25 protein-coding genes are annotated in these 21,824 nt (G+C 48.6%); 14 read left to right on the top strand and 11 right to left on the bottom strand.

All coding sequences use genetic code 11. From position 1 onward, the window contains the following. The first annotated feature begins 111 nt into the window (after positions 1–111). The 4 genes from BSZ32_RS02695 to BSZ32_RS02680 are packed head-to-tail and all read left to right on the top strand — an operon-like array spanning position 112 to position 4,120. Positions 112–1,089 carry an ornithine cyclodeaminase family protein gene (locus BSZ32_RS02695; protein ID WP_105041994.1) on the top strand — a complete coding sequence of 326 codons (978 nt, stop codon included), beginning with the start codon at positions 112–114 and terminating at the stop codon, positions 1,087–1,089. A 33-nt stretch (positions 1,090–1,122) separates the two neighbouring features. Further along, positions 1,123–2,514: an apolipoprotein N-acyltransferase gene (locus tag BSZ32_RS02690; protein WP_105041993.1), complete on the top strand. Its 1,392-nt coding sequence runs from the start codon at positions 1,123–1,125 to the stop codon at positions 2,512–2,514. A gap of 31 nt (positions 2,515–2,545) precedes the next feature. Beyond that, complete coding sequence (trhO, locus tag BSZ32_RS02685) at positions 2,546–3,454, top strand: oxygen-dependent tRNA uridine(34) hydroxylase TrhO (protein ID WP_105041992.1); 909 nt, start codon at positions 2,546–2,548, stop codon at positions 3,452–3,454. A gap of 36 nt (positions 3,455–3,490) precedes the next feature. Continuing rightward, on the top strand, positions 3,491–4,120 hold the full coding sequence (locus tag BSZ32_RS02680) for a signal peptidase II (protein ID WP_105041991.1): 630 nt from the start codon (positions 3,491–3,493) through the stop codon (positions 4,118–4,120). Here BSZ32_RS02680 and BSZ32_RS02675 read toward each other — a convergent pair. Continuing rightward, the gene (locus tag BSZ32_RS02675) at positions 4,117–5,430 is read right to left on the bottom strand and encodes a CCA tRNA nucleotidyltransferase (RefSeq protein ID WP_105041990.1); all 1,314 of its coding nucleotides are present in this window, start codon (positions 5,428–5,430) and stop codon (positions 4,117–4,119) included. The genes BSZ32_RS02680 and BSZ32_RS02675 overlap by 4 nt on opposite strands. Before the next feature lie 77 nt (positions 5,431–5,507). On the opposite strand from BSZ32_RS02675, the gene BSZ32_RS02670 reads away from it, so the two are divergent. After that, positions 5,508–6,611, top strand: a complete 1,104-nt coding sequence (locus BSZ32_RS02670) for a prepilin peptidase (protein ID WP_105041989.1) — start codon at positions 5,508–5,510, stop codon at positions 6,609–6,611. Between the two features lie 20 nt (positions 6,612–6,631). On the opposite strand, the gene BSZ32_RS02665 is transcribed toward BSZ32_RS02670, so the two are convergent. The 6 genes from BSZ32_RS02665 to BSZ32_RS02640 all read right to left on the bottom strand — a co-directional run bounded on the left by BSZ32_RS02665 (position 6,632) and on the right by BSZ32_RS02640 (position 12,004). Continuing rightward, the gene (locus BSZ32_RS02665) at positions 6,632–7,579 is read right to left on the bottom strand and encodes a thioredoxin family protein (protein ID WP_105041988.1); all 948 of its coding nucleotides are present in this window, start codon (positions 7,577–7,579) and stop codon (positions 6,632–6,634) included. Between the two features lie 88 nt (positions 7,580–7,667). After that, positions 7,668–8,108 carry a LysM peptidoglycan-binding domain-containing protein gene (locus tag BSZ32_RS02660; protein ID WP_105041987.1) on the bottom strand — a complete coding sequence of 147 codons (441 nt, stop codon included), beginning with the start codon at positions 8,106–8,108 and terminating at the stop codon, positions 7,668–7,670. Positions 8,109–8,151: 43 nt separating this feature from the next. Continuing rightward, the gene (locus BSZ32_RS02655; RefSeq protein ID WP_105041986.1) at positions 8,152–9,006 is read right to left on the bottom strand and encodes a TatD family hydrolase; all 855 of its coding nucleotides are present in this window, start codon (positions 9,004–9,006) and stop codon (positions 8,152–8,154) included. Between the two features lie 9 nt (positions 9,007–9,015). Further along, on the bottom strand, positions 9,016–9,432 hold the full coding sequence (locus BSZ32_RS02650; RefSeq protein WP_105041985.1) for a SufE family protein: 417 nt from the start codon (positions 9,430–9,432) through the stop codon (positions 9,016–9,018). 32 nt (positions 9,433–9,464) lie between these two features. Next, positions 9,465–11,108, bottom strand: a complete 1,644-nt coding sequence (gene ygfZ, locus BSZ32_RS02645) for a CAF17-like 4Fe-4S cluster assembly/insertion protein YgfZ (protein ID WP_105041984.1) — start codon at positions 11,106–11,108, stop codon at positions 9,465–9,467. A gap of 407 nt (positions 11,109–11,515) precedes the next feature. Next, entirely contained in the window at positions 11,516–12,004 is a 489-nt protein-coding gene (locus BSZ32_RS02640) for a hypothetical protein (RefSeq protein WP_105041983.1), read from the bottom strand. A gap of 175 nt (positions 12,005–12,179) precedes the next feature. On the opposite strand from BSZ32_RS02640, the gene BSZ32_RS02635 reads away from it, so the two are divergent. From BSZ32_RS02635 to BSZ32_RS02600, 8 genes are all read left to right on the top strand, one after another. Continuing rightward, on the top strand, positions 12,180–13,706 hold the full coding sequence (locus BSZ32_RS02635) for a glycosyltransferase (protein WP_105041982.1): 1,527 nt from the start codon (positions 12,180–12,182) through the stop codon (positions 13,704–13,706). A gap of 9 nt (positions 13,707–13,715) precedes the next feature. Beyond that, complete coding sequence (locus BSZ32_RS02630) at positions 13,716–14,348, top strand: L,D-transpeptidase (protein ID WP_105041981.1); 633 nt, start codon at positions 13,716–13,718, stop codon at positions 14,346–14,348. 170 nt (positions 14,349–14,518) lie between these two features. Next, the gene (gene rpsT, locus BSZ32_RS02625; protein ID WP_105044751.1) at positions 14,519–14,788 is read left to right on the top strand and encodes a 30S ribosomal protein S20; all 270 of its coding nucleotides are present in this window, start codon (positions 14,519–14,521) and stop codon (positions 14,786–14,788) included. A 171-nt stretch (positions 14,789–14,959) separates the two neighbouring features. Continuing rightward, complete coding sequence (locus tag BSZ32_RS02620) at positions 14,960–15,190, top strand: hypothetical protein (RefSeq protein WP_105041980.1); 231 nt, start codon at positions 14,960–14,962, stop codon at positions 15,188–15,190. Between the two features lie 87 nt (positions 15,191–15,277). Further along, positions 15,278–16,141 (top strand): 4-hydroxythreonine-4-phosphate dehydrogenase PdxA, encoded by an 864-nt coding sequence (pdxA, locus tag BSZ32_RS02615; protein ID WP_105041979.1) that lies wholly within the window; start codon positions 15,278–15,280, stop codon positions 16,139–16,141. A gap of 79 nt (positions 16,142–16,220) precedes the next feature. Then, complete coding sequence (locus BSZ32_RS02610; RefSeq protein ID WP_105041978.1) at positions 16,221–16,568, top strand: aspartate 1-decarboxylase; 348 nt, start codon at positions 16,221–16,223, stop codon at positions 16,566–16,568. Positions 16,569–16,638: 70 nt separating this feature from the next. Further along, complete coding sequence (secG, locus tag BSZ32_RS02605) at positions 16,639–17,199, top strand: preprotein translocase subunit SecG (RefSeq protein WP_240610543.1); 561 nt, start codon at positions 16,639–16,641, stop codon at positions 17,197–17,199. Between the two features lie 21 nt (positions 17,200–17,220). After that, on the top strand, positions 17,221–18,420 hold the full coding sequence (locus BSZ32_RS02600) for a rhomboid family intramembrane serine protease (protein ID WP_129589558.1): 1,200 nt from the start codon (positions 17,221–17,223) through the stop codon (positions 18,418–18,420). Here the strand turns inward: BSZ32_RS02600 and BSZ32_RS02595 are convergent. Continuing rightward, positions 18,394–19,266 carry an alpha/beta fold hydrolase gene (locus BSZ32_RS02595; RefSeq protein ID WP_105041976.1) on the bottom strand — a complete coding sequence of 291 codons (873 nt, stop codon included), beginning with the start codon at positions 19,264–19,266 and terminating at the stop codon, positions 18,394–18,396. The two genes, BSZ32_RS02600 and BSZ32_RS02595, sit on opposite strands and share 27 nt — an antisense overlap. Continuing rightward, positions 19,263–20,081, bottom strand: coding sequence for a transglutaminase-like domain-containing protein (locus tag BSZ32_RS02590; protein WP_165788596.1), 819 nt, complete (start codon positions 20,079–20,081; stop codon positions 19,263–19,265). Before BSZ32_RS02590 ends, BSZ32_RS02595 begins: the two co-directional genes overlap by 4 nt. Positions 20,082–20,437: 356 nt before the next feature. Between BSZ32_RS02590 and BSZ32_RS02585 the strand changes: the two genes are divergently transcribed. Further along, positions 20,438–20,869 carry a hypothetical protein gene (locus BSZ32_RS02585; protein ID WP_165788595.1) on the top strand — a complete coding sequence of 144 codons (432 nt, stop codon included), beginning with the start codon at positions 20,438–20,440 and terminating at the stop codon, positions 20,867–20,869. Between the two features lie 182 nt (positions 20,870–21,051). On the opposite strand, the gene BSZ32_RS02580 is transcribed toward BSZ32_RS02585, so the two are convergent. Further along, on the bottom strand, positions 21,052–21,429 hold the full coding sequence (locus BSZ32_RS02580) for a type II toxin-antitoxin system VapC family toxin (protein WP_105041973.1): 378 nt from the start codon (positions 21,427–21,429) through the stop codon (positions 21,052–21,054). 8 nt (positions 21,430–21,437) lie between these two features. Next, entirely contained in the window at positions 21,438–21,746 is a 309-nt protein-coding gene (locus BSZ32_RS02575; RefSeq protein WP_105041972.1) for a type II toxin-antitoxin system Phd/YefM family antitoxin, read from the bottom strand. Between the last annotated feature and the right edge of the window lie 78 nt (positions 21,747–21,824).

Here is a 21,824-nt window from a genome sequence, read left to right as displayed (position 1 = left end):
AGGGTGTCTGACTCAGCTAGCGCTGGAGGAGACAGGTGAGAGGATAAAGGATAAAGTGATAAACCTTGTGGTTGGAGAATTCTAGGCTTTTTAGGCGACTGAGACTGGCATATGGCTTTCTACATGAATGTGAAATTGATTGACCAAGGGGTGATTGCTTCGGTTTTAAAAATGCCGAGAGTGATTGAGTTGATGGGTGATGCTTATGCTGAATTGAGTGCTGGGACGGTGGACAGCCCGCTGCGAACGGCTTTGGTCAATGAGGACGGCACGGTACTTTATAAGCCTGCGTATTCTGGAGCCTCAGGAATTTTTTGTGTGAAGGTTGTTTCTGTGTTTCCTGGAAATGTAGAGAAGGGGCTTCCCGTGACTCCTGGAATTATTGTGGTAAATCGTGCTGAGACCGGAATGCCGGTGGCAATTCTGGAAGCTGGGTATTTGACCTCGTTACGGACTGGGGCAGCAACGGGTTTGGCGACCGAACTATTTGCGAAGAAAGAGGCTAAAGTAGCAGCCTTATTTGGTACTGGCGGGCAATCACGTCACCAGTTGGAGGCTATGCTGTGTGCGCGAGCATTTGAAACGGTTTATGTATTTTCTCGTAATCCTGAGAACGCGGAACGTTTTTGTCGTGAGAATGTAGATATTGCAGGTGGCTGCGAGTTAGTCGCCAATCCGGATCGAAAGGTACTTAAGCGGTGTGATGTTATCACTGCTGCGACGACTAGCCCTGAAGCTGTGTTTGAGTGGGATGAAATTGGAGATGACGTGCATGTGAATGCTATTGGCTCACTTGGGCCAAAGCGGACTGAGATTTCTGCTGAAACTTTACTGAATTCGACAGTGATTGTTGATCAGAGGGCTGCTTGTTTGAAAGAGGCGGGGGAGATTTGTCTTATGCGCGACGCAGGCTTAGTTGGTGATGATTACAATCCGCCTGAGATTGGGGAGTTGCTAAACGCGCCAGAGCTACAACAGAAACCGACAGTTTTTAAATCTGTAGGAAATGCGGTTCAGGATCTCGTGTGCTCGGCTGAGGTGATCAAAGCCACAGAGGCTCACAATATTGGTGTCACGGCTGAGCTATAGTTGCGTGAATTTCTCTAGTAATCCACAGCGGCGATGTCTAACATCGCTGATGTGAGTGTGCTTCAGAGGGTTTTGTTAGTTGTGCTCAGTGCTCTGTTAGGAGTGCTGAGTTTCCCACCATTTGCTCTCAACTTTTTATCGATCGTAGCGTGGCTGCCATTGTTGATAGCAATGAATGGGGCTTCGGCTAAGGTCGCTACGCGTATTGGTGTGCTACATGGGGTGATTTTTTATGGGGCAACTCTATCGTGGTTGACTGAGGTGTTCACAGCGACACCATATATGATAGTGCCGTTAGTTATGGTGATGTCATGTTTCACTGGCTTGTTTGGACTTTTGTTTAGCAATGCTGGGAGGCTTTTCAAAGGTTCGCTGAGATTGGCTGTTTTGGGGGCGGTTCTTTGGACGGGTATAGAATTTTTTAGATCGGAGATGTTTCTGCTGAAGTTTCCGTGGATGACTCCTGGAGTAGGACTGGGGCCTACTTTATTGACTCCAATTGTCGGTGTGTATGGTGTGGGTTTTTTGATTATTTTTGGCTGTAGTTTACTTAGTCAACGTGGATTGACTAAATGGGGAGGTGGTGTGATTGTGTTAGTCATTTGTAGCTGGTTGATGGTGAGGCCAGACAATGGTGATGAGGGCAAGAAGGTGAGGATCTTAGCTCTGCAGTCTGAAGATGGGGTCTTAGAAGATTATCTTGGAATGATTGAGGAATGTGAGGAGGATGTGGATATTATTCTATTTCCAGAGTATGCATTTGGGCGAGATGTGCGTGAGTCGCGCTATACTTGGGAGGCCTTGACTGAGTTAGCTATGAGGCGCAAGGCTGTGGTTGTAGTGGGAACGCGTACTGAGGGCGAGGATTACTGGTATAATACCGCGCTGACTCTGAACGAAACAGGGGAGGTTGGGGTGCATTATAAGAACCACCCAGTGCATTTTTTTGATGATGGAAGGGCTGGAGAGATAGCTGAGGCGGTGGAGAGTGGCGGGATGAGGTTTGGAACACCGATTTGTTTTGATAATGATTACGAGGGAGTGGTTAGGAGAATGACGGCTGATGGAGCTACTTTTTTCGCAGTCCCTAGTTTGGATGCTAAGAGCTGGACTGAACGTCAGCATTGGCAGCATGCGGAGCTTTTCCGACATAGAGCTGCTGAGAATGGACGGTGGATGTTAGTTGCTGCTGGCTCGGGAATTACTCAGTTGATTGATGCGCATGGGATGCCGCGGCAGAGGCTGGAACCAATGGTGGATGGCTGGATGCGTGTGAAGTTACCCGTGAGAAATTCTGAAACTGTCTATACCCGTGTTGGTTGGCTATTTCCTTGGGTTATGTTGGTTATTTCGGGTGCTTGGACTGTCTACTTACTAGCAAGGGGTGTGCATATCTTGTTCTTGCGTCTTGGGAAATTGAGTTGATTCTCAAAGTCGGTTACGCTACCGAATCCGTATGCAAGACGCTCCGTATCAAGTCCTTCTTTACTACCTCTATGTCGAAATAGAAAATCCAGAGACGTACCGCGATTCCCATCGCAAGCTCTGTGAAGAGCTTGAGTTGAGGGGGCGAATCATCGTCGGTAAAGAGGGGATCAATGGAACTCTTTCCGGGACGACTGAGAATTGCCAAAAGTATAAGAAAGCAATGGAGAATGACGATTTGACCTCAGCTATCGAGTTCAAGATCGATGCTGAGCAAGATCATGTGTTCCCCAAGCTCTCGATCAAAGCGCGTGAAGAGATTGTGACATTAGCTCTAGGTGATGATGATTTTTCTCCAAATGATTGCACCGGTAATTATATGGAGCCAAAGGAATGGTGTGAAGCAATCAAGGACCCTAATGCGGTGATCATCGATGCACGTAATGATTACGAGTGGGATCTGGGGCGATTTAAAAATTCCATACGTCCACCGGTTCCAGCATTCCGTGACTTGCCTGAGTGGATTCGTCATAACCGCGAGAAGTTTGAGGGAAAGAAGATTTTAACTTATTGCACTGGCGGAATTCGCTGCGAGAAGTTTAGTGGTTTCTTAGTTAAAGAAGGTTTCGAAAATGTAAGCCAACTCCATGGAGGAATCGTTAAGTACGGTAAAGATCCTGAGGTTAAAGGTGAAGATTTCGATGGTCAGTGTTATGTATTTGATGAGCGCATCGGGGTGCCAGTCAACCACGTGAACCCAGAGGTGGTGTCTCACTGTGTTAGTTGCGGTGGTCCGAGTGAGCGCTATGTTAACTGTAGGAACAAGGAGTGCAATGCCCAGCACTTCTGCTGCGAAGCTTGTGAGGCGGAAAGTAAGCGTTGTTGCTCTGATGCATGCCGTGCAGTTTACACTGTGAAATACGAAGGAGTAGTGAAGTAAGCTTTACCTTTTTGCTCAGCTGTGCAGGTTTCCAGCATGTCGCGTTTGATTCCATTGCTATTGAAGATTTCATTGCCATTGGTTGTGATCGATCAGATCACAAAATGGTGGGTTGTCTTTAACTTTAAGCAACCCTATCTACCAATCCAAGAGTACCCATACTTCCTCCCCCGTGGGGAATTTCAAGGAAAGTATTGGTTGGCTAGTAATCATGTCGATACGATCCCCGTGATCGACGGAATATTTAACATCAGCAGAGTGCACAACCAAGGAGTTGCCTTTGGCTTTGGCAATGGTAGCGCATGGGCTCCGGTAGTTTTTCTGATTGTGCCATTTGTCGCGTTGATTGTTGTCAGCGTGCTTTGGAGAAAAGGCGTTTTCGTGGGTATTGCCAAGTGGTCTGCGCCTCTGTTGGTTGCTGGTGTGATTGGCAATTTGATTGACCGATTGACTCAGGGATTCTTTTTGAAGGGCTATGAGGGGGAAAGCTTTTGGACCCGGCTAAGTGAAGGGTACGTTGTAGATTTTATTGATGTAACGATTCCCTTTATTGACTACCGTTGGCCTTCATTCAACGTGGCTGATAGCTGTATCTGTATTGCCGCTAGCCTTCTGTTTCTTTCTGCATTCAAGGCTGAGGAAAAGAAGGATAGTGTGGAGGGTTAATAGTTTTCAGAGAGCCAAGCGATAGCTTGTTCTTTAGTGCTAAGTTTGCCTTCGAGTTGTTCGTTCTGGATGGCCTCTATGATGGGCTTAAAGTCTGGTCCCGGAGGGTAGCCTAGTGAGATTAGATCTTTGCCGGAGATGAGTGGAGGTGGGATGAGTGGCTCGGCTGCAAATTCCTGTTCCTTGGCGCGAAGGAAATCATAGTTCTCAGTAATGCCGTTGCTACTGCCGCAGTCTACGCGGTGGAGTTCCATCTCTTGTTGGTAGGTAGGGCGCGCCATGAAGCGTTTCACTTTTGAAGTTTTCATGAAGCGGACATTCATAAAATTCATGTGATTTTTTACCATTGCACAGACTTCTTCGATCGTTTTGTTAGAATACTTGAGTCGCTTGAGGATGACTTCAGCCATTTCGGCTCCTACTTGGTCATGCCCACTAAAGCGAATGCGGTCTTCCTCTGGATTGTAGCTATAGGTGGAGGGCTTACCAATGTCATGTAAAAGTACAGCTAGGCAAAGTTCGAGGGAGGGTTCGCCGCTGAGCATGTTTAACATTATTTTAGTGTGCACATAGACGTCGCCTTCTGGGTGGAATTGCGGTGGTTGCTCACAGCCTTGTAGGTCTAAAACTTCGGGTATGCAGTGGCGGATGAGGCCAGATTGGACCATCAAATCAAGACCTCGGGCGCGGTCTTTGTGGACTAGGATTTGGTTGAACTCAGCTTGAATACGCTCGATCGCTATATGCTCTAACAAGTGAGCATTTTCACAAATGGCCTCCCATGTAGCTGGTTCAATTTCGAAATCGAGCTTTGTGGCAAAGCGAATGGCACGCATCAGACGCAGGGCATCTTCCTGAAATCGGTCGACGGGATTGCCAATGGCCCGGATTATTTTCTGGTCGATATCCGCTGAGCCGTTGACGAAATCTATAATCTCACCGGTAAGGGGCTCTTGGAAAAGTCCATTGACTGTAAAATCACGTCGAGATGCATCTTCCTGTGGTGAAGAGAAGGTTACCGAGTTAGGTCGTCTGTTATCGGTGTAAGTGCCATCAGTGCGGAATGTGGCTACTTCAAACGCTAGACCGTGAACTCTGACGAGGATCACGCCAAAGTGTGCTCCGATGGAATCTGACTTTGGAAAAAGTTTGCGAACTTGTTTGGGAGTCGCTGAGGTGGCGATGTCGAAGTCCTTTGGGGATTTATTGAGCAATGAGTCCCGCACGCATCCGCCAGTGAAGTAGCATGTGTGTCCTGCCTGGTGAAGTGTTTGTGCTATTTTTTGAGCAGCTTTGAGAAGGTTAGGCATGGTTTAGGTAAAGAAATTTTGTACTTAGGTCATTTGGGGATTGCTTGCTCAGTTTGTCGAGTTTGAATATCGAGACTATGACATTCCTTTTACCTTGGGCACACCCATTATATGGATTCACCGCTTTACTTTTAGGTGCGGCTATAGGTTCATTTTTGAATGTTGCAATCTACAGGCTGCCTCGTGGATTGTCAGTGAATACTCCGAAACGCAGTTTTTGTCCGAGGTGTAAAAACCCGATCCCGATGTGGCGGAACATCCCTTTAGTGACTTGGTTGGTACAGCGTGGCAAGTGTGCCGAATGTGATTGTTCGATACCTGTACGTTATTTTGTTGTGGAGTTGCTGACTGCGTTGGTCTGGGTGGGATGCTGGTTTTATTTTGATGATCCATCGGTGGCAGTCTTTTTCATGCTGTTGAGTTCGGTTCTTATTGCGATCTCAGCTATTGATATTGAGCTGATGGTGATTCCTCGGCAGTTGACTATTGCGGGGACAATTCTGGGTTTGGCGATGGCTGCCTGGCACCCGGAGTTTTGGGGTGAAACGGAATGGACTCGTAGTTTGCTGAAGTCTGGCTTTGGTTTTGCGATAGGATGGGTCAGTCTTTGGTTCGTTGTTTTGTTAGGTAAACTTGCTTTTGGAAAGCAGTCCTATGCTTACGAAGAGCAGACCGATTGGAGACTGAAAGAGCCAGAATCAGATGAAGAGGAATTGTGTTTTGTCTTCGGTGAAGAAGTCATTGGCTGGTCAGACATTTTTTTCCGTAAGACTGATAAGCTTTTGATCGAGGATCTTGAATTTGTCCGCGTGGATGGTATTGAGAAAAAGGTGGAGACTGTGGTTATCCGCGAGAATGAAGTCACGATTGATGGCGAGGTGTTTCCTATTGAAAAATTAAGCTCATTGGATGGTAAGGCGCGTAAGGCTGTGGTGCCAAGGGAGGCGATGGGCATGGGGGATGTGGATTTGTTGGGAATGCTGGGTGCTTGTTTTGGGCCAGCGTCGTTGTTACTTACAATATTTGCAGCTTGTCTAGTGAGTATTGTTTGGGCGCTGTTTAACCGACTAGGTTTCGGGAAGGTGATGCCATTTGGTCCAAGCATCATCGCTGGAGCTCTTTTCTGGGTGTTCTGGGGACAAGATATCTGGCAATGGTATCTTCAGACTATGGGAGTGTGAAGTTGCTGCCGAGCTGGGGCTCAGCGCTCCGATTGGGGGCGTTTGGCATTTGGGAGGAATTTCTTCAGAGTTGTCCAGAATGTTGGAGATGCGGGGTGGCCGTTGAATTGTACTTTTCCGTTTTTATCTATGAGGACGACGGTGGGGATCGATTGTATGCGCAGAGTCGTTGATAAATGGAGGGCTGGATCTTCTTTTAGCCAGAGTGCCGAGTCTTTGAGTTTTGACTCTTTTATGAAGCTAATGGCGTCTTGGTTTACCTCATTTGATTGTTCCGCGATAATGGTGCGGATCAGGATATCGTGTTTTTTAGCAACGGAGCAAAGAGCTGTGAAGTCATCCACTGTTTCAGTGAACTCCCTGCTCCACGGTGACCAAAAGAACAGGATGTTGATGTCCTTTTTAGGCTCTATTATTTTTTCATTCTGAGAAACTAAAAGGTTTGATTGAGTGAGCTCTGAGTCGATTTTTACAGACTTCATAGCGAGCTCGAGTTTGAACTGTTCAACATGTGGGGCGAAGGCTGAGGCTTGGCGTGGGCTGAGCCAAAAAGCTTCTTTAATGTTGTCCTCGAATGCTTGGGCGTTTCCTTGTTCTAGGTTGGCTAGAGCCTGGGTGTATTTTACGATGGCTTTCCAATCATCCTCGAGCGTGAAGATTTGTGAGAGCTGTGAATTGAAAGAATCTTGGAGAGGAAGTAGTTCTCTGGAAAGTTCCGCTAGGGCGTGGTTGTCGGCTTGATCAACATGGTAGATGAAACGCGCTTCGAGGAGAGTTTGTTTAGGGATTTTTGCTTGAGTGGCCAGCGCGAGTGCTTGGTTAAATTCCTCAGAGTTTTTGGAGGTGAAAAGGTCTTCTGTTAGTTTTTCTTGAGATGATGATTCAGCACTAAGAGTCTCGGCGAATGCTGTGGTGCTGAGAATGAGGGTTGCGAATAATGAGCGGAGTGTTTGGTGGAGGACAATCATAGAGACTAAATTGTTGTTAGTGGGGTGAAAAAAGAAAGGTGACACGTACTCGACGTGTCACCTTTTGCAAATTTTCTAGATTAGTGAACTAGTTATTAGGAATCTGTATGGTTTGTCCGAGCTGGATATTGTTACCTGAGATACCATTTGCCGCGCGGATAGCTTCGACAGTTGTGTCGTAGTCTCTGGCTAGTTTCCAGAGGCTGTCACCTTTGACGACTGTGTGAGGAAGAGTGGATCCAGCAGCGGGGGCTGCAACGCCTGGTGCTGCGGGAATTGGTGGCGTGTAGGAGTTATTACCGTAAGCGGGAGCTTGAGCAGGGGGGAGAGTGTTGCCTACGCCCGGTAGTGCCTGGTAGGGGGCATTGTTTCCGGTTTCTCCGTTTGATTGCGGTACCGCGTAGGGGTTTGCTCCTTGGGCTGCGGCTTGATTTGCCGCTGGCGCTCCGTATGGGTTCCCTGTTTGGTTGTTACAAGATACGAGTGCGGCGGAGGCGATTGAGACAATTGAGAGGATGATATTTTTCATTGCAGGTATTCTAGCATTTAGACGATATAATAGAAACGAAAGATTAGCATAAATCTTTCTCAATGTTAGAAGAAAAGTTAAAAAATGTGTTCACGCTCATTTCAGTATGCGTTGAAAATGCCTGTATGGACTCACCCCGAGCCTCCGCAATCTTCTGAGCCACGAGCTGTGTGAATGCTGGTTCATTGCGTTTACCTCGGTGTGGGGTGGGTGCTAAGTAAGGGGAATCAGTCTCGACCATCATTCTCCCAGCGGGAGCTTGAACGGCTGCTGCGATACAGTCTTTTGCTGATTTGAAGGTGGCGATTCCAGTGAAGGAAACATAGCCGCCGAGTTCGATAATGCGCTGGGCATTTTCCCATGGTCCAAGGAAGCAGTGGAAGACAGCGTGGACGTCACTGGAGAATTCTTGGTAGATATCGAGTGAGTCGTGGAGAGATTGGTATCCCGATTTATCACGGGTATGAATGACGATATTCTTTCCGAGATCTTTAGCTAACTGGAAGTGCTGGTGTAGGAAGTCGCGTTGGCGTTGGTGGTACTTGTCGTCAGTCCAGCCTTCTGGAGCGGGGTGGAAGTAGTCGAGGCCAGTTTCGCCGATGGCAACGCATTTTGGGTGGCTAGCGAACTCTGTTAGTGGAGCGAGATAGTTATCTGGTGTTTGATGGACATCGCATGGGTGGATGCCGATGGCGCAAAACACTTCTGGAAAAGTTTCGCAGATGGCGACGTTGTTAGGGCAATCCTCTAGCGAGGTGGCTAGAGTGACCATCCTGTGGATTCCAGCAGCCTTTGCGTTGAGGATGATTTGCTCTAGCTCCGCATGCGAAAATTTATGCGAAGCAAGATGGCAATGTGAGTCAGTGATTGGCACGACGGCGGTGGAGTCTGAGCTCATAGCGTGGAGCTAAGTGGCGGAGAGCAGGAGTGCGTACTTCTTCATCTGATTGGCCATGAGGTTCAGCGCGTTTGCCCGTGTCGGTGCGAGGTGCTCTTTTAGGCCCGTTTTATCGATGAAGCTCATATCGGCTGTGAGGATGTCGTCTGCAGATTCGTCGTCTAAGATGCGGACGAAAATAGCAACCATCCCCTTTGTGATTAGAGAGTCGGAGTCGGCTACAAAGCGGATTTTATTTCCTTCTTTGGATGCTTCTAACCACACTTGTGACTGGCAGCCCCTGATGAGTCGATCTTCAGTGAGTAGGGTCTGATCCATAGCGGGGAGTTGTTTGCCTAGGCCTATGACGTATTCGTAGCGCTCGGTCCAGTCTTGGAATAGGTCGAGTTCGTCGAGGAGCTGTTGTTGTTTATCTGCGATGCTCATGTTGAGTGATAATTGGAAATTTGAAGTGGTGACTATGGAGTCACTACACTTGCGTTTTGGAACTGTGTGATGTCTTGGAATTTTCTTTTGCGATATGCAAGAGCGATTTGCTTACCATTGATTTCACAGGTGCTGGTGATGGTGCCTGCTGGTTTGTCTTCTGTTGCACCTTCGCACAGCAAGGGGGATCCAAAAGTCATGGAATCGACAATTTCTAGGAGTACGAGGTGGCGGTTGGTCTTACCTGCTGAGCGGATACGTGAGATCACTTCTTGGCCAGTGTAGCACCCTTTGGTGTAGGAAATGGCGCGTGCCTCGAGTGAGGCTTCGGGAGGGAGAGTGTCGTTGTCGAGCTCGGCTCCCCAGAGTGGAATTTTGTGACTGATGCGAGATTTTTCGATTTCTGTGGGATCGAGAGTGGCGGTAGGTGAGGAACTTTTAGCGAAGAATTGATCAACGCCGTCTTGCCCAAAGCGATTGGTAGACCAGCTGTTTTCTGTTGCTATTGCGGGTTCGATCGTGTGGAGTATGTCGAACGCGTCAGTCACATCTGTCAGCTCTGCGTCGTCGGCGATGATGTAGCGATCTAGTCGCATGAAGAGATTTTCGCGGAGTTCGATGGGGCAATCGATGAAGATGTCGCCATTGTGACGACGAATGTAGCAATCGCCCTCGAGTTTGCCTTTGAAGTTAGTAATGACTGCGTAGAGCGCAATTTGTTCAGTCACTAGCCGTACGTCTTGAGAGCACTGGCCGTTGAGGTAGCGTTCGGCATCGGTCCCTGTGAGTTTAAAAATGGCACGGTCTAACAATGCCGTTGAGTCAGCTGGAAGTAGGTAGGGCTGCATATGTTTAAAATTGTTTGTAGAGTGCTGAGTAATCGAGGTCGGCGCAGCATTTTCACAGAGAGCAGTCATGGCGGCAGAGGTGGCTTCGATGCAAGGAGTGGTGAGGCCCGCTTGTTTTGCGAGTTGGATAGCGAAGACTGAGTCTTTACGCATGTTATCTAGGGAGAAGTGTGTGTCGTAGTCGCCGCTTGCCATTGTTGGGAGTTTCATCGCGGCAAGTGGCGATCCGCAAGCATTCGAGAGTACTGCTGGGATGAAAGTCTCTGGCGCGACTCCGTGAGCTTTTGCTATGGCCATACCTTCAGAGAGAGCTTGGACTGTGGAGGCCGAGATAAGATTGGTTGTTACTTTGACGATGGTTGCAGCACCGATGTCGCCTAGTCGGATGATTTCCTTTGAAGTGATATCTAGAACGGAACGGAGTTTTTCGATCAAGTCTTCGCTGCCGCCAGCGTAATAAACCAACTCGCCGTGTTGTGCCGCGACCTTGGAGCCAGTGAATGGGCAGTCGAGAAATGCAACGCCAAGTGTTGCGCATTGTTGAGCCATCCATTCGGTAGTGTCTAAATCAACCGTAGAGTGGTTGATGAGAGTGTGCTTGTCTGTGAGCGCTGAACGAAGAGCCTCAAAAGTTTCACGGCAAGCGAATCCATCTTTAAGATAGAAACATAAAATTTCAGAATTGGAGGCAGCTTCAGCGGGTGAGTTAACCGAGTCGTTACGCTTTTTAGCTGTGCGGTTCCAAGTGATGACCTGATGGCCAGCGGCGATGAGGTTATCAGCACAGCGTGATCCAATGATTCCGAGTCCGTACACAGAAATGTTCATGGCCCTAAGTCAGCACAGGCGAGGGGACTTGCAAGAGCGAATTCGTAAGCTGGAGCATTACTTCCCGCGAGAAAGTGCGAGTAGAGCTAGCATAGCGCTTTGTTCGCGGATGACTTTCACCCTGGCTTCTGTCGGTTCTTCGTCGGCTGCGAGAGTCATTGTATTTTTGAGCTCCTCGCAGATTTTGCGGATCGCAATGATGTGTTTACGCTGAGAGACACGTGGGTCAAGTGAGCCGAGGATTACTTCGTAGTAGTCAGCAAGGTCTTCACGGAAAAGTTGGTTGGCGCGTTCTTCCGTGAAATCTTTATCGACGGCGAGGGCTGCACATTCGAGAGCTCGCGCCCAACCGCCGAGCGAGATGAGGTGGGCTAGGTCCGCGTCACGGAGCTGGACGAGTTCTATTTCTACGTCTTTTTGGGTAGCTGCGAGTTCAGCTTTGAGTTTTTCTGGTCGGCTGTTATTGGCGTGATCGAGCAGTGAGCTGCGTGACGGTTGACTCGTTCACCTGCGCCTAGTGCCTTGCCATAACGATTGAGTTCTTTGGCGATGCCTTCGATGTCGTTGAAAGCTTTGTTCTGGACGGCGAGGAAGCCCTCTGCGATGAGGAAACCAATTTCTAGAGAGAGGTCGGATCTATCGAGCGGCATACGCTTTGATATCACGTGTTTCGTTTCCTTGACGGGCAGAGGCGCGAGCTGCGCGAGGTCATCGAAGATCAAGCGGATGGAGGGAGCTGTGAATTCATTGACTCCAAGTTCTTCGCGGACGTGTGGGTCGTCAATGAGATCTGCGGGGAGAATTGCGTCCTTATTATTCTCGTTCTGAGCGAGAGTGGTGAGAGGGAGGAGCACCAAGGAAGAAAGTGCGAGAACCCAAGGGGTTGATAATTTCATAGGTTTAGATAAGCATAATTCTAGCTCAATTGGCAAATGAAAGTGTGCAGAAATACTCATAACTGCCAATACCTAGTGGGTAAGTAGGAATTGACAATGGAGAGTCCTTAGTGCATTACAGATCAAGAATATGTCGTAATTCACCACGGCGCATCCACTATACCCTCAAACTGTTATGATGAATTGGATCACGTATGTCATGTACTTTGTAGTGCTCATAGGCCTTGCTGGCTGTGGGTTTCACAAGCTTGCAACCCTCTATTTGTATTTCAAGCATGCGAAGGATATTCCGGTTCCACTGAGAGAGTATCCCGAGGAAGAGTTGCCTGTAATTACGATGCAGTTGCCGTGTTTCAACGAGTTGCATGTGATTGAGCGCCTGATTGATCACGTATCTCTGATTGAATATCCGAAGGATAAATTTCAGATTCAGATTTTAGACGACTCGACGGATGGGACTGTCGATATTTGTAAACAACAGATTGCTCGATTGCATGCGTTAGGCTTTGATGCTGAGTACATTCACCGTACTGATCGTACTGGCTTTAAAGCTGGAGCATTGGAAAATGGAACGAAGACAGCGAAGGGTGAACTGCTGTTTATCCTCGATGCTGACTTTGCTCCCCTCCCAGACGTTCTTCTAAAGACGGTTCATCATTTTACCGATGCCAAGGTGGGAATGATTCAGACTCGTTGGGGGCACCTCAACCGCGAGTACAACATGCTGACTCGTATTCAAGCGATGTTCCTCGACGGTCACCTTGAGCTAGAGCAGACAGCTCGTAACCGTTCGGGTCGATTTTTCACATTCAATGGCACTGGTGGAATGTGGCGCAAAAGCTGCATTGAAGATGCCGGTGGCTGGGAGCACGATACTCTGACTGAAGACATGGATCTCAGTTACCGAGCTCAGCTGAAGGGGTGGCGCTTTGTTTTCCTCAAGGATGTTGTGACTCCAGCTGAGCTTCCTGTAGACATGGATGGATTTAAGAGTCAGCAGCATCGCTGGACAAAAGGATCAATCCAGTGCTGCAAGAAGTGTCTCGCAGATATTTGGAAGAGTGGTTACCCGCTCAAGTGTAAGTTAGAGGCGACTGCGCACTTGACGTCAAACTTTGCCTACCTTCTTCTTATAGTGCTGTGCTTCTTACTTTACCCAAAGCAGCAGAGCCATCCGCAGTGGGAGATATTGCAGACTTATCCTTGGCTTGAGCATTTTCTTAATGTTCCCATTTTCTTCTTTGGATCCGTCTCAGTGGCACTGTTCTACTTGATGGCTCAAAAGGCGCTGCGCCCAAAAACTTGGTATAAAGAAATCTTCTACCTTCCTATCTTGCTCGCGCTCGGTATCGGTATGTCGGTGAACAATGCTAAGGCTGTGATCGAGGCTCTGTGTAATCATCAGTCAGGCTTTGTTCGCACACCTAAGTATGGTATCGGTGAAAAATCTGTTTCATCTGACCAAGTGAAGTCAAGCCGCTACAAGACGATGAAGTCGATGATGCCAATCATTGAGGTGGCATTTGCATTTTTCTTTGCTGTGGTTGTAATTTCAAACTTTGTTGACGGAAAATACGTCACAGCCGTATTACTTTGCCCATTCCCGATCGGATTCTTCTACACTTCAATTCCTTCACTTTACCGCATGATGCCAATCAGCCGTAAGAATGAAGAAGACGCAATCGTAGACGAAGGTAAGTAATCTATCTCAATGGCTCAATCACTCCGCATACTCACGCTTCTTTCTTCGCTCGTAGCTCTGCTCCTTAGCAGTTGCTCTAGCACACTCGATATCAATAAGAGTAAAATCCTCGTGAGTGTGGAAGATCAGACCATGTTGTTGACTCAATACGGTAAGCCGGTGAAGTCGTATAAAATTTCGACATCAAAGTTTGGACTAGGAGATACTCCTAGCAGCATGAGAACACCTTTGGGTAAAATGAAAGTGGCGAAAAAAATTGGCTACAAGCAGCCACAGGGGGCGGTTTTCAAATCTCGCAGACCGACAGGTGAGGTGATTTCGCCCAACGCTCCTGGGCGAGATCCTATTGTGACTCGCATCATTTGGCTTAAGGGAACTGAAAAGCGCAATAAGAACGCCTTTCGTCGCTATATTTATATTCACGGAACTCCGGAAGAGAGCAGGATTGGCAGTGCCGCAAGTTACGGATGCATTCGCATGACTTCAAAAGATATTGTTGATCTGTATTCGCGCATCGGTGTCAATGCTGAGGTGAAAGTGATTCGTGCTTCTCTCGGTCAGACTCTCAAAGGGCGAGAATATGTGCGTATGGAGAAGGCAACTCTAAAGCAAAATACTGCAGACGGCAGTGATAAAGCCTAGCGTGCCGTTGACCTTTTGAGGCGCAATAGTACAACTCGATGAGATAAGTAAGAAATTCTCATAAAAAGTGCACTAGTGGGACTCAAATGCTTGACAAGGCGCTCTGGATGATTAGTTTTCCAGCTCCGGCCTGCAAAGCCGAACTTAATCAATTTTATTACCAAAGAATCATGGCTAACACAAAGCAAGCACTCAAGCGCGTTCGTCAGAACGACAAACGTAACGCGATCAACACATCACTCAAGAGCCGCGTAAAGACTCTCCGTAAGAACTCTCTCGCAGCAGCAGTCGAAGGCAACAAGGACGCAGCAACGAAGGCATTCGTACAGTTTTCTTCAGCAGTAGATATATGCGCGAAGAAGAGCATCTTCCACAAGAACAAGGCTGCAAACCTCAAGAGCAAGACAGCTAAGGCTATCAAAGCTGCTCAAGCTGCATAATTGCACACTTGCTTAGGCAAGTAGTACGATTTGCAGGCAAAAAGCTATTTAATGAACGGAGGCGCATCAGAGCGAAGGCCTCCGTTTTTTTTGCACGAGTCCTAACTGGACTTGTGCTTTTTTCACTTTAGGCGACTATTGAGGTAGTGGCACATCAGTGTCCAACACGATATGAAAGAATCAGTCAGCAACGATCGCCTGAAAAAGGCGCAAGAAATCGCATCTAATCCTACATCTTACAAGGTTTGTGAGGGCTGTGACTCGATTGTTGGATCCGCTGCTATCACCTGTCCAAACTGCCATGGTTACCGATTTGATTCTGAGCCAAACCGCGTGGTTGATCAGGCAATCTACCTCGGCGCGCGTAAGCAAACTTCGGTAACTGTCGAAGATATGGCCTAAAATTCGATTACGAATTTTAGGAGTGTGAAGTTATAAGTATTAAGTGTGAAGTTGAGGTTACTTGCTTCGAAAATCTTGGTCTGAGTCATGAAAATCATTGGAATCACTCTGGGAGACCAATCTGGTGTCGGTCCAGAAATCACCGATGCAGCACTCGGTAACTTCGTGAACCCCGAGGGTGTACACTTTCAGATTCTCGGTAAGAGGCTGGAAAATGTGACACTCGGACAGCCGACTCTAGAGACAGCTCAAGCCGCGCTCGATGCGCTTGAAGAAGGCGCCCAGAAGCTGAAAACCGGTGAAATTGATGCTATCGTTACAGGACCAGTGGCTAAAGAAGCTTTGCATGAGCTCGGTTTCAACTTTCCCGGTCAAACAGAATTTTTTGCAGACCGACTCGCCTGCGACAACCACGCGATGTGCCTCACTGGGGCAACCTTGACAGTCGCATTGGTGACCATCCACGTGCCGCTTGCACAGGTTCCGGTCTTGCTGAGTACACCTGAAATCGTCCGAGTTGGAAAGTTGCTCGCTCAGTTTTGTCTACAAAGGGGGATCGAAATTCCAAGGATCGCAGTCTGTGGTTTAAACCCACACGCTGGAGAGAATGGTGCTTTCGGTCACGAAGATATTGAAATTGTTGCTCCAGCAGTGACACGGCTTAATCAAGAATTTCCAGTGGCCGAATTTTCTGGTCCACATTCAGCTGACACTGTGTTTGGCCAAGCGGTAAAAGGCGAGTATGATGCAGTCCTTTGCATGTACCACGATCAAGGGCTGATACCTCTGAAATTACTCGATTTCGACACCGGCGTGAATACCACGCTTGGACTTCAACGGCCACGTACCAGCCCAGACCACGGCACGGCATTTGGCATCGCCGGAAAAGGCACCGCCAGTTCTTCCTCAATGGAGCACGCGATCAAGCTGGCTTGTGACTTGGTGCTCTAATGCAGCCACCACGAACTAGCTGTTTATCGGTTAGTCGGAATGATTTGACTTTAGTTCTAAATTGGTGATTGGTGCCGTCATGTTACGCACTTTCTTGAAATCAAAAATCCACCGTGCAATGTGTACCGACGGTGTGGTGGATTATGAAGGCAGCATCGAGATCCCGCTCGACCTGATGCAGGCTGTGGATCTGATTGAAGGCGAGAAAGTTCTGGTGACTTCTGCGTCAAAAGGTGGGCGACTAGAAACCTATGCTCAGGCAGGTCCTTCTGGCTCTGGGAGAATCATTCTCAATGGCGGCGCCGCGCACGTGATTGGTAAGGGTGAGCGCATCACGATCATGGCATTCGGCCTGTCGGAAGAGACTGTCACGCCGAAAAAAGTTGTCTGCAATGAGCAGAACGAAATTATCCGCCTAGGAAAGTAACCCAGTCCTTTAAATTCTCAGTAAATCATGGCTTTACAATCGGCCAGTTGCTGACCATATTCCGCGCCTCATGAATTCTATGATTATAGCAGCGAGTGGCTTCATGCCAATCGCCACCAATATTCTTCTCGTTATCATAGTAGCAGTTGCTCTGCTACTATGCTTGGTTGTGCTGATGCAGCGTCCAAAGCAAGAGGGCCTTGGAGCCGCTTTTGGTGGTGGCATGACTGATCAAGCATTTGGTGCCCGCACCACAGATGTCCTTCAAAAAGGCACTGTTTGGCTCGGCACTCTTTTCTTCGTACTCGCACTTTCTCTACAAGTTCTCGTGGCGGCCCAGAATTCTGGTCAAAACATCGAGAAAGAAGTGAAGGCTGAGACCGAAGAGCAAACTGACGATGCTGAGACAGCTGAGGAAGTCAAAAAGATCTTGGAGGAAATAACTCCAACACCTGAAGAAACTTCAACACCTGAAGAAACACCAGCTACTGAAGAGTCCGCACCTGTTGAAACACCAGCAACTGAAGAGTCCGCACCTGTTGAAACACCAGCAACTGAAGAAGCGAATCCAGCTCCTGTAGCAGTTGAAGCGGCTCCAGCAGTACCTGCTGAAGCGACTCCAGCGGAATAACTTATTACGGAGACGCAACACGTGTCTACGCAACAACAAGCACCAGTGTGGGCTAGGCCGGAAGCATTTCCAGCAAAGCCAGCAACTGGTGTTTTTGGTTTTCAGGATACCAAGGGGAAACGTCATTCCGCGGAATCCTTGGAGGAGCTGAGCCAGACGATTGAGAAATCAAAGCTTGGGGTTGACCTCGTTTGGTCACCAGCATCTGACTATATGGTAGCGCCCGAGGAGCTGGTCGGCTTGCGTAAGGTTTTAGTAAAGCGCAGATCGGTGTGGGCGCGCAATGACATGACCGATGGCCGTCGTTTGTCGCTGGTGATGGGAGTTGCAACTCTTTGGGCTGGCTATGCAGCTTATCAGAATAGCTATGGTGATTGGCGAGCGATTTTGAATGCACCGACGGTTGCTGTCACGGCGATCATGTTACTGATATTCGGGCTAGTTCCTTTGTACGAAGGCTGGAAGGAGCTGCGCAAGGCTGGCAAGAGGGATGAGCTCTTTTGGGATAAAGAGGTTGCTGACGCCCGCTTTGATAGCTGGTTAGGTTTGTGTCTCACTCCGGTCACCTTTGTGTTACTAACTATAATGGTAGTGACCTGTGCTGCTCAGTGGTTTGGCAGTGGGGGAATCAACTGGGCTCAGGAAACTGTGACAAGAGTGGGCTTACTAAAATCGACAGTGGCTGGTGGTGACCCTTGGTGGCGCTACTTCACGGCCCCGCTTGTTCATGGGAATCTCGTGCACTGGCTGATGAACTTTGCTGCTTTACGTTATTTAGGCAGACGCGCTGAAGTGTTGGCGCGCTGGCCGCATATGATTCTCGTGTTCGTGATCTCAGCTTTTGCTGGCGGCATGGCGGCGGTGTATTTTATGCCTGAAGTCCCGAGCGTTGGTGCCTCTGGTGGAATTCTAGGTTTATTAGGATTCTTGCTGATTTTTGAGAATCTGCACCGTTCACTCGTCCCCCAATCTGCCAGCAAGCGCCTTCTCGCTGGCTTGGTGATGATTGCCGTCATGGGTGCGCTCGGGTTTAGTTTTATAGATAATGCCGCTCACGCTGGTGGTTTGGTCGCTGGAATGGCCTACGCATTGATCGTTTTCCCGCCTAGTGCCTCAGTGAGTCGACCTGATATCTTGAGAAAGGATCGGATCTTTGGCGCCTGTGGGCTGGCTGTGCTTGTGGCGTCTACCGCGCTATGTGTGCGTCTTTTGTTGCGCTAGAAAGTAAGCATCAATCCAGCAACCCAAAGTTTCGAAGAGCTCAAAACGCTTGGGTTCAGCAAAGGTTTCATGGAGCATTCCTGGGAAGCATTGGTATTGCATCGTGGGCCAATCTAGCTTCGTGAAAAAGGTCTCGGCTTTGGACTCAGGGCAGACTGAGTCAGCTCCACCCTGGGTGAAAAGAAAGGGCTGATTGTAGCTCTTATTGAGTAGGGTAGTTTGGCTGAAATTGGCTATCCGGATCAGCTCGCTTCCCCAGCCAATTGAGACGCGCCGGTGGCCGAGTGAAAGTGGGTCTTTCGGTAAGCGTCCAGCCGAGGAGTCTTCTAGTCGGCACATTTCCGGCGTGACGCCAGTGCGGATCGTTGCGCTGGGTGTAATAGAAGCGAGTACGTTGGCCATGCGAATGAACCAATCTGGGCGGCCATTTCCGGGGTGCAGTAGTGGCGCATTGACCCAGCAAAATTCAGGTATTGGCAGATCCCCTCGTAGACTCAGCGAAAGGTGGCGGAGAGTGAGTAACCCACCCATCGAGTGGCCAGCGATGCCCGTTGGTAAGTCACCAGTAGCTGCTAGGTTACTGGCGATGACTTTGTCGATAAATTGAGTGGAGTCAATGTGGCCTCGTTTACCCGTACTGCGGCCATGCCCTTGGTGGTCAGTGACAATACATTTGATGCCGCGGTCGGTGAATGGGTGGAGGACATCGAGGTACCGTTCGCCATAGTCACCTTGACCATGGGAGAAAATACACGCAGCGGTGCACTCGACTCCTTCGTCGGGAAGCAGAGTCATGCGGTGGAGCTCAGTCTCATCAACCGTGATATGTGTGTATTCGGCTCTCACGGTTTGGGTTGCATGCTTTCGAAAATCATTTTGAAGATCTTGGCGTCTTCCGGGTATTTGAGCTTATTGAAGCTGTGTTCTAAGTTGCGTAGAATACGTAATAATATGTGACCAAGCGGAGCCTGCGAAAGAATTGCCTGTTTAGCATAGATGGAGATATTTTTGTTTTCACTGAGGATTTCCTCCACCGAAATTAAGCGGCCTTTGTGGAAGCAATCCACTAACACTGGTCGAGAGTCTAGCTGGATGCGAGCCAAAAAATGGCCTGGGTAGTTGCAGCCAGTGACGTCCAAATCAAGACGACGAGCCACGAGCATGTATAACAATGCGAGGCTGATCGGATTACCTAGCCCTGTTTCAGCACACCAGCAAAGGTCGCTGTTTGCTGGGGTGTAGTAGTTGTCTTTATTACCGGCAAATCTTCCGGATTCAAACATCCAGACACGAAGCTTATTTTCTGAGATGTGATGGCGGCCAGCGGTAGCGTCTTCAGCTATGATATCGAGCATATCAGGCAGAGATGGCCTCAAGGTGACTCCATCATGGAGATAGTCTGAAATGAGACGCAGCATGTCCTCAAAGCTCTCCCAATCTTCATCAAGCGCATCGGCCCCACCCTGAGGTATCCGCCATTCCTGAATGAGTGTTTCACGTCTTCCGGGGAGCAGTAGTAGGGAGAGTCGGTGTTGGTCTGCAGGTTTTAGATCAATCGCCAGCGCCGCGAGTTCGTTACTGAGGTCACCAGAGGTGTCAGAGAACTCTTCACGCAGTGCTTCCTGAATTGCTGGCTCGTCATCATCCAGTAATTTGAGCATGTGAGGCAATTGATCTTCGTTCAACATATTCAACTAGTATTTTACTGCTAGATTGGGTCGAGGTCAACGACTCTCGACGTAAACTGTTTTGAGTGCTGACGTTAAATGAGTTGCAGATGGTAGTTTATCGTCAAATTATTGGATTGGAGAGGATCTTCGATGGGGTAGGTGATAGAATGCAGGTCTAGAGTCGCTATAAGCAAAGTGATTGCATCTCAAAGTTCGGCCGTTAGCGTATCGACATGTCGCAGGCTGATAATGGTTTAGTAAAGCTAATAGGAATGATTGGAGTAGGGGCGCGTATCAGCGTGAAGCCTTTACTTGTACTGATATGGGGGTGTGCTGTGACGACAATCATGGCCGTTATCTATCTACACTGGGCGATGGCTTTGGGCTGGGGCTGGTCACTGGTTCCATTGTGGTTGACGGTACTTCCAATGACTGGATTGGTGTTCTACTGGTTCACCCTCGATGGTTTGAGTCTCTTGCCCGAAACGTTGTTAGAATCGAAAGAGACATTCTCTATCCTCAGGCAACGCTTCGCTAAAAGGAAAAATACGAAGGAGATAAGAGGCATTGGGCCAGTGGCAACGACACGCAGGATGCTCCTGCTCGGTGGCTTACTCTGGGACTCGCGGGATGTGATCGATGCCGCATCGAATCTTTATGGATTGTTAGATCTCTTCAACCCATTATTTTGGCTAATGATGTTGATTAGCTTTGTCAGTACCCTCGTCTTTTCTAGCTTGTACGTGATCATCTGCGGTAGTCACTATTTCTTTAATTGATTTAGCCGAGTCGTAGGGCGCCTAGCTGATCACCCATAGACCTTGCCCCGGCGGTTGGGAACCGCCGCCACGGATAACAGTGTACACTAAAATAGAGTGTGGTGTGAAGTCAGCCATGAAAAATTCCGCAGCAGGCGAACTTTGCAGAGATGTGAAATTTACTAGATTCTGGAAATTGGGGGCTAAGCCTTTATGGTAGGCACTTTGTATTGTTGGATCAACTCGTCTCGGGTGACCAGCGTGAGGCCTTCTTCCTGGGCTTGGGCTATGAGCAATCGGTCAAAAGGGTCGAGGTGGATCAAGGGAAGTGTGCGTGTGCGCTCAGTGTGTTTCCAAGTGATTTTTAGTTCATCAATCTCTTGCTCGGAAAGAGCATCAATAAGTGACGGAGGGATGTTGAGTTTTCCTTTGCCTGCTTTGAGGTGGATTTCCCATAAGGAAGCTGAGCTCAGGTAAACTTCGTTTTCAATGGAAGCAATCGCGAGTCTCGCCTCGTCCGAGAGTTTCTCCGGATCACTGAGCCACCAAAGCGCGGCATGGGAGTCGAGTAGGAGTCGCATGGTTTTGCTTATTGTTGAGATCCGTATGGAGTTTCACCTTCCGCGACTCTCGTAGAAGAAGAGGAATTATCAGATTTATAGAGTGGCGCTTCAGTGAGCATCGAGTTGAGTTCCTCGTCTGGCTCCCAAGCATCTGAAGCCTCCCAAATCTGTCCCGCCAGCGTGCCGCCTGTGCGTTCTGTTTTAGAAGACGAAAATGGCACGAGCTTAGCAATCGGCTTTCCTGCTTTAGCTATGACGATGATTTCCCCGGCATTCACTTCATCGAGCAACCTAGACAGATGGGTCTTTGCTTCATGGATATTGAGAGTTTTCATCTACAGACTAAGTTAAACTAAGCTTGGTGTGATTGCAAGTAGCTAGGATAAAAAATCCCGCAGCAGGCGAAGCTGTGC

Source organism: Rubritalea profundi (assembly GCF_002954445.1).
GTDB lineage: Bacteria > Verrucomicrobiota > Verrucomicrobiia > Verrucomicrobiales > Akkermansiaceae > Rubritalea > Rubritalea profundi.
This window is presented reverse-complemented; position numbering and strand designations above follow the sequence as displayed.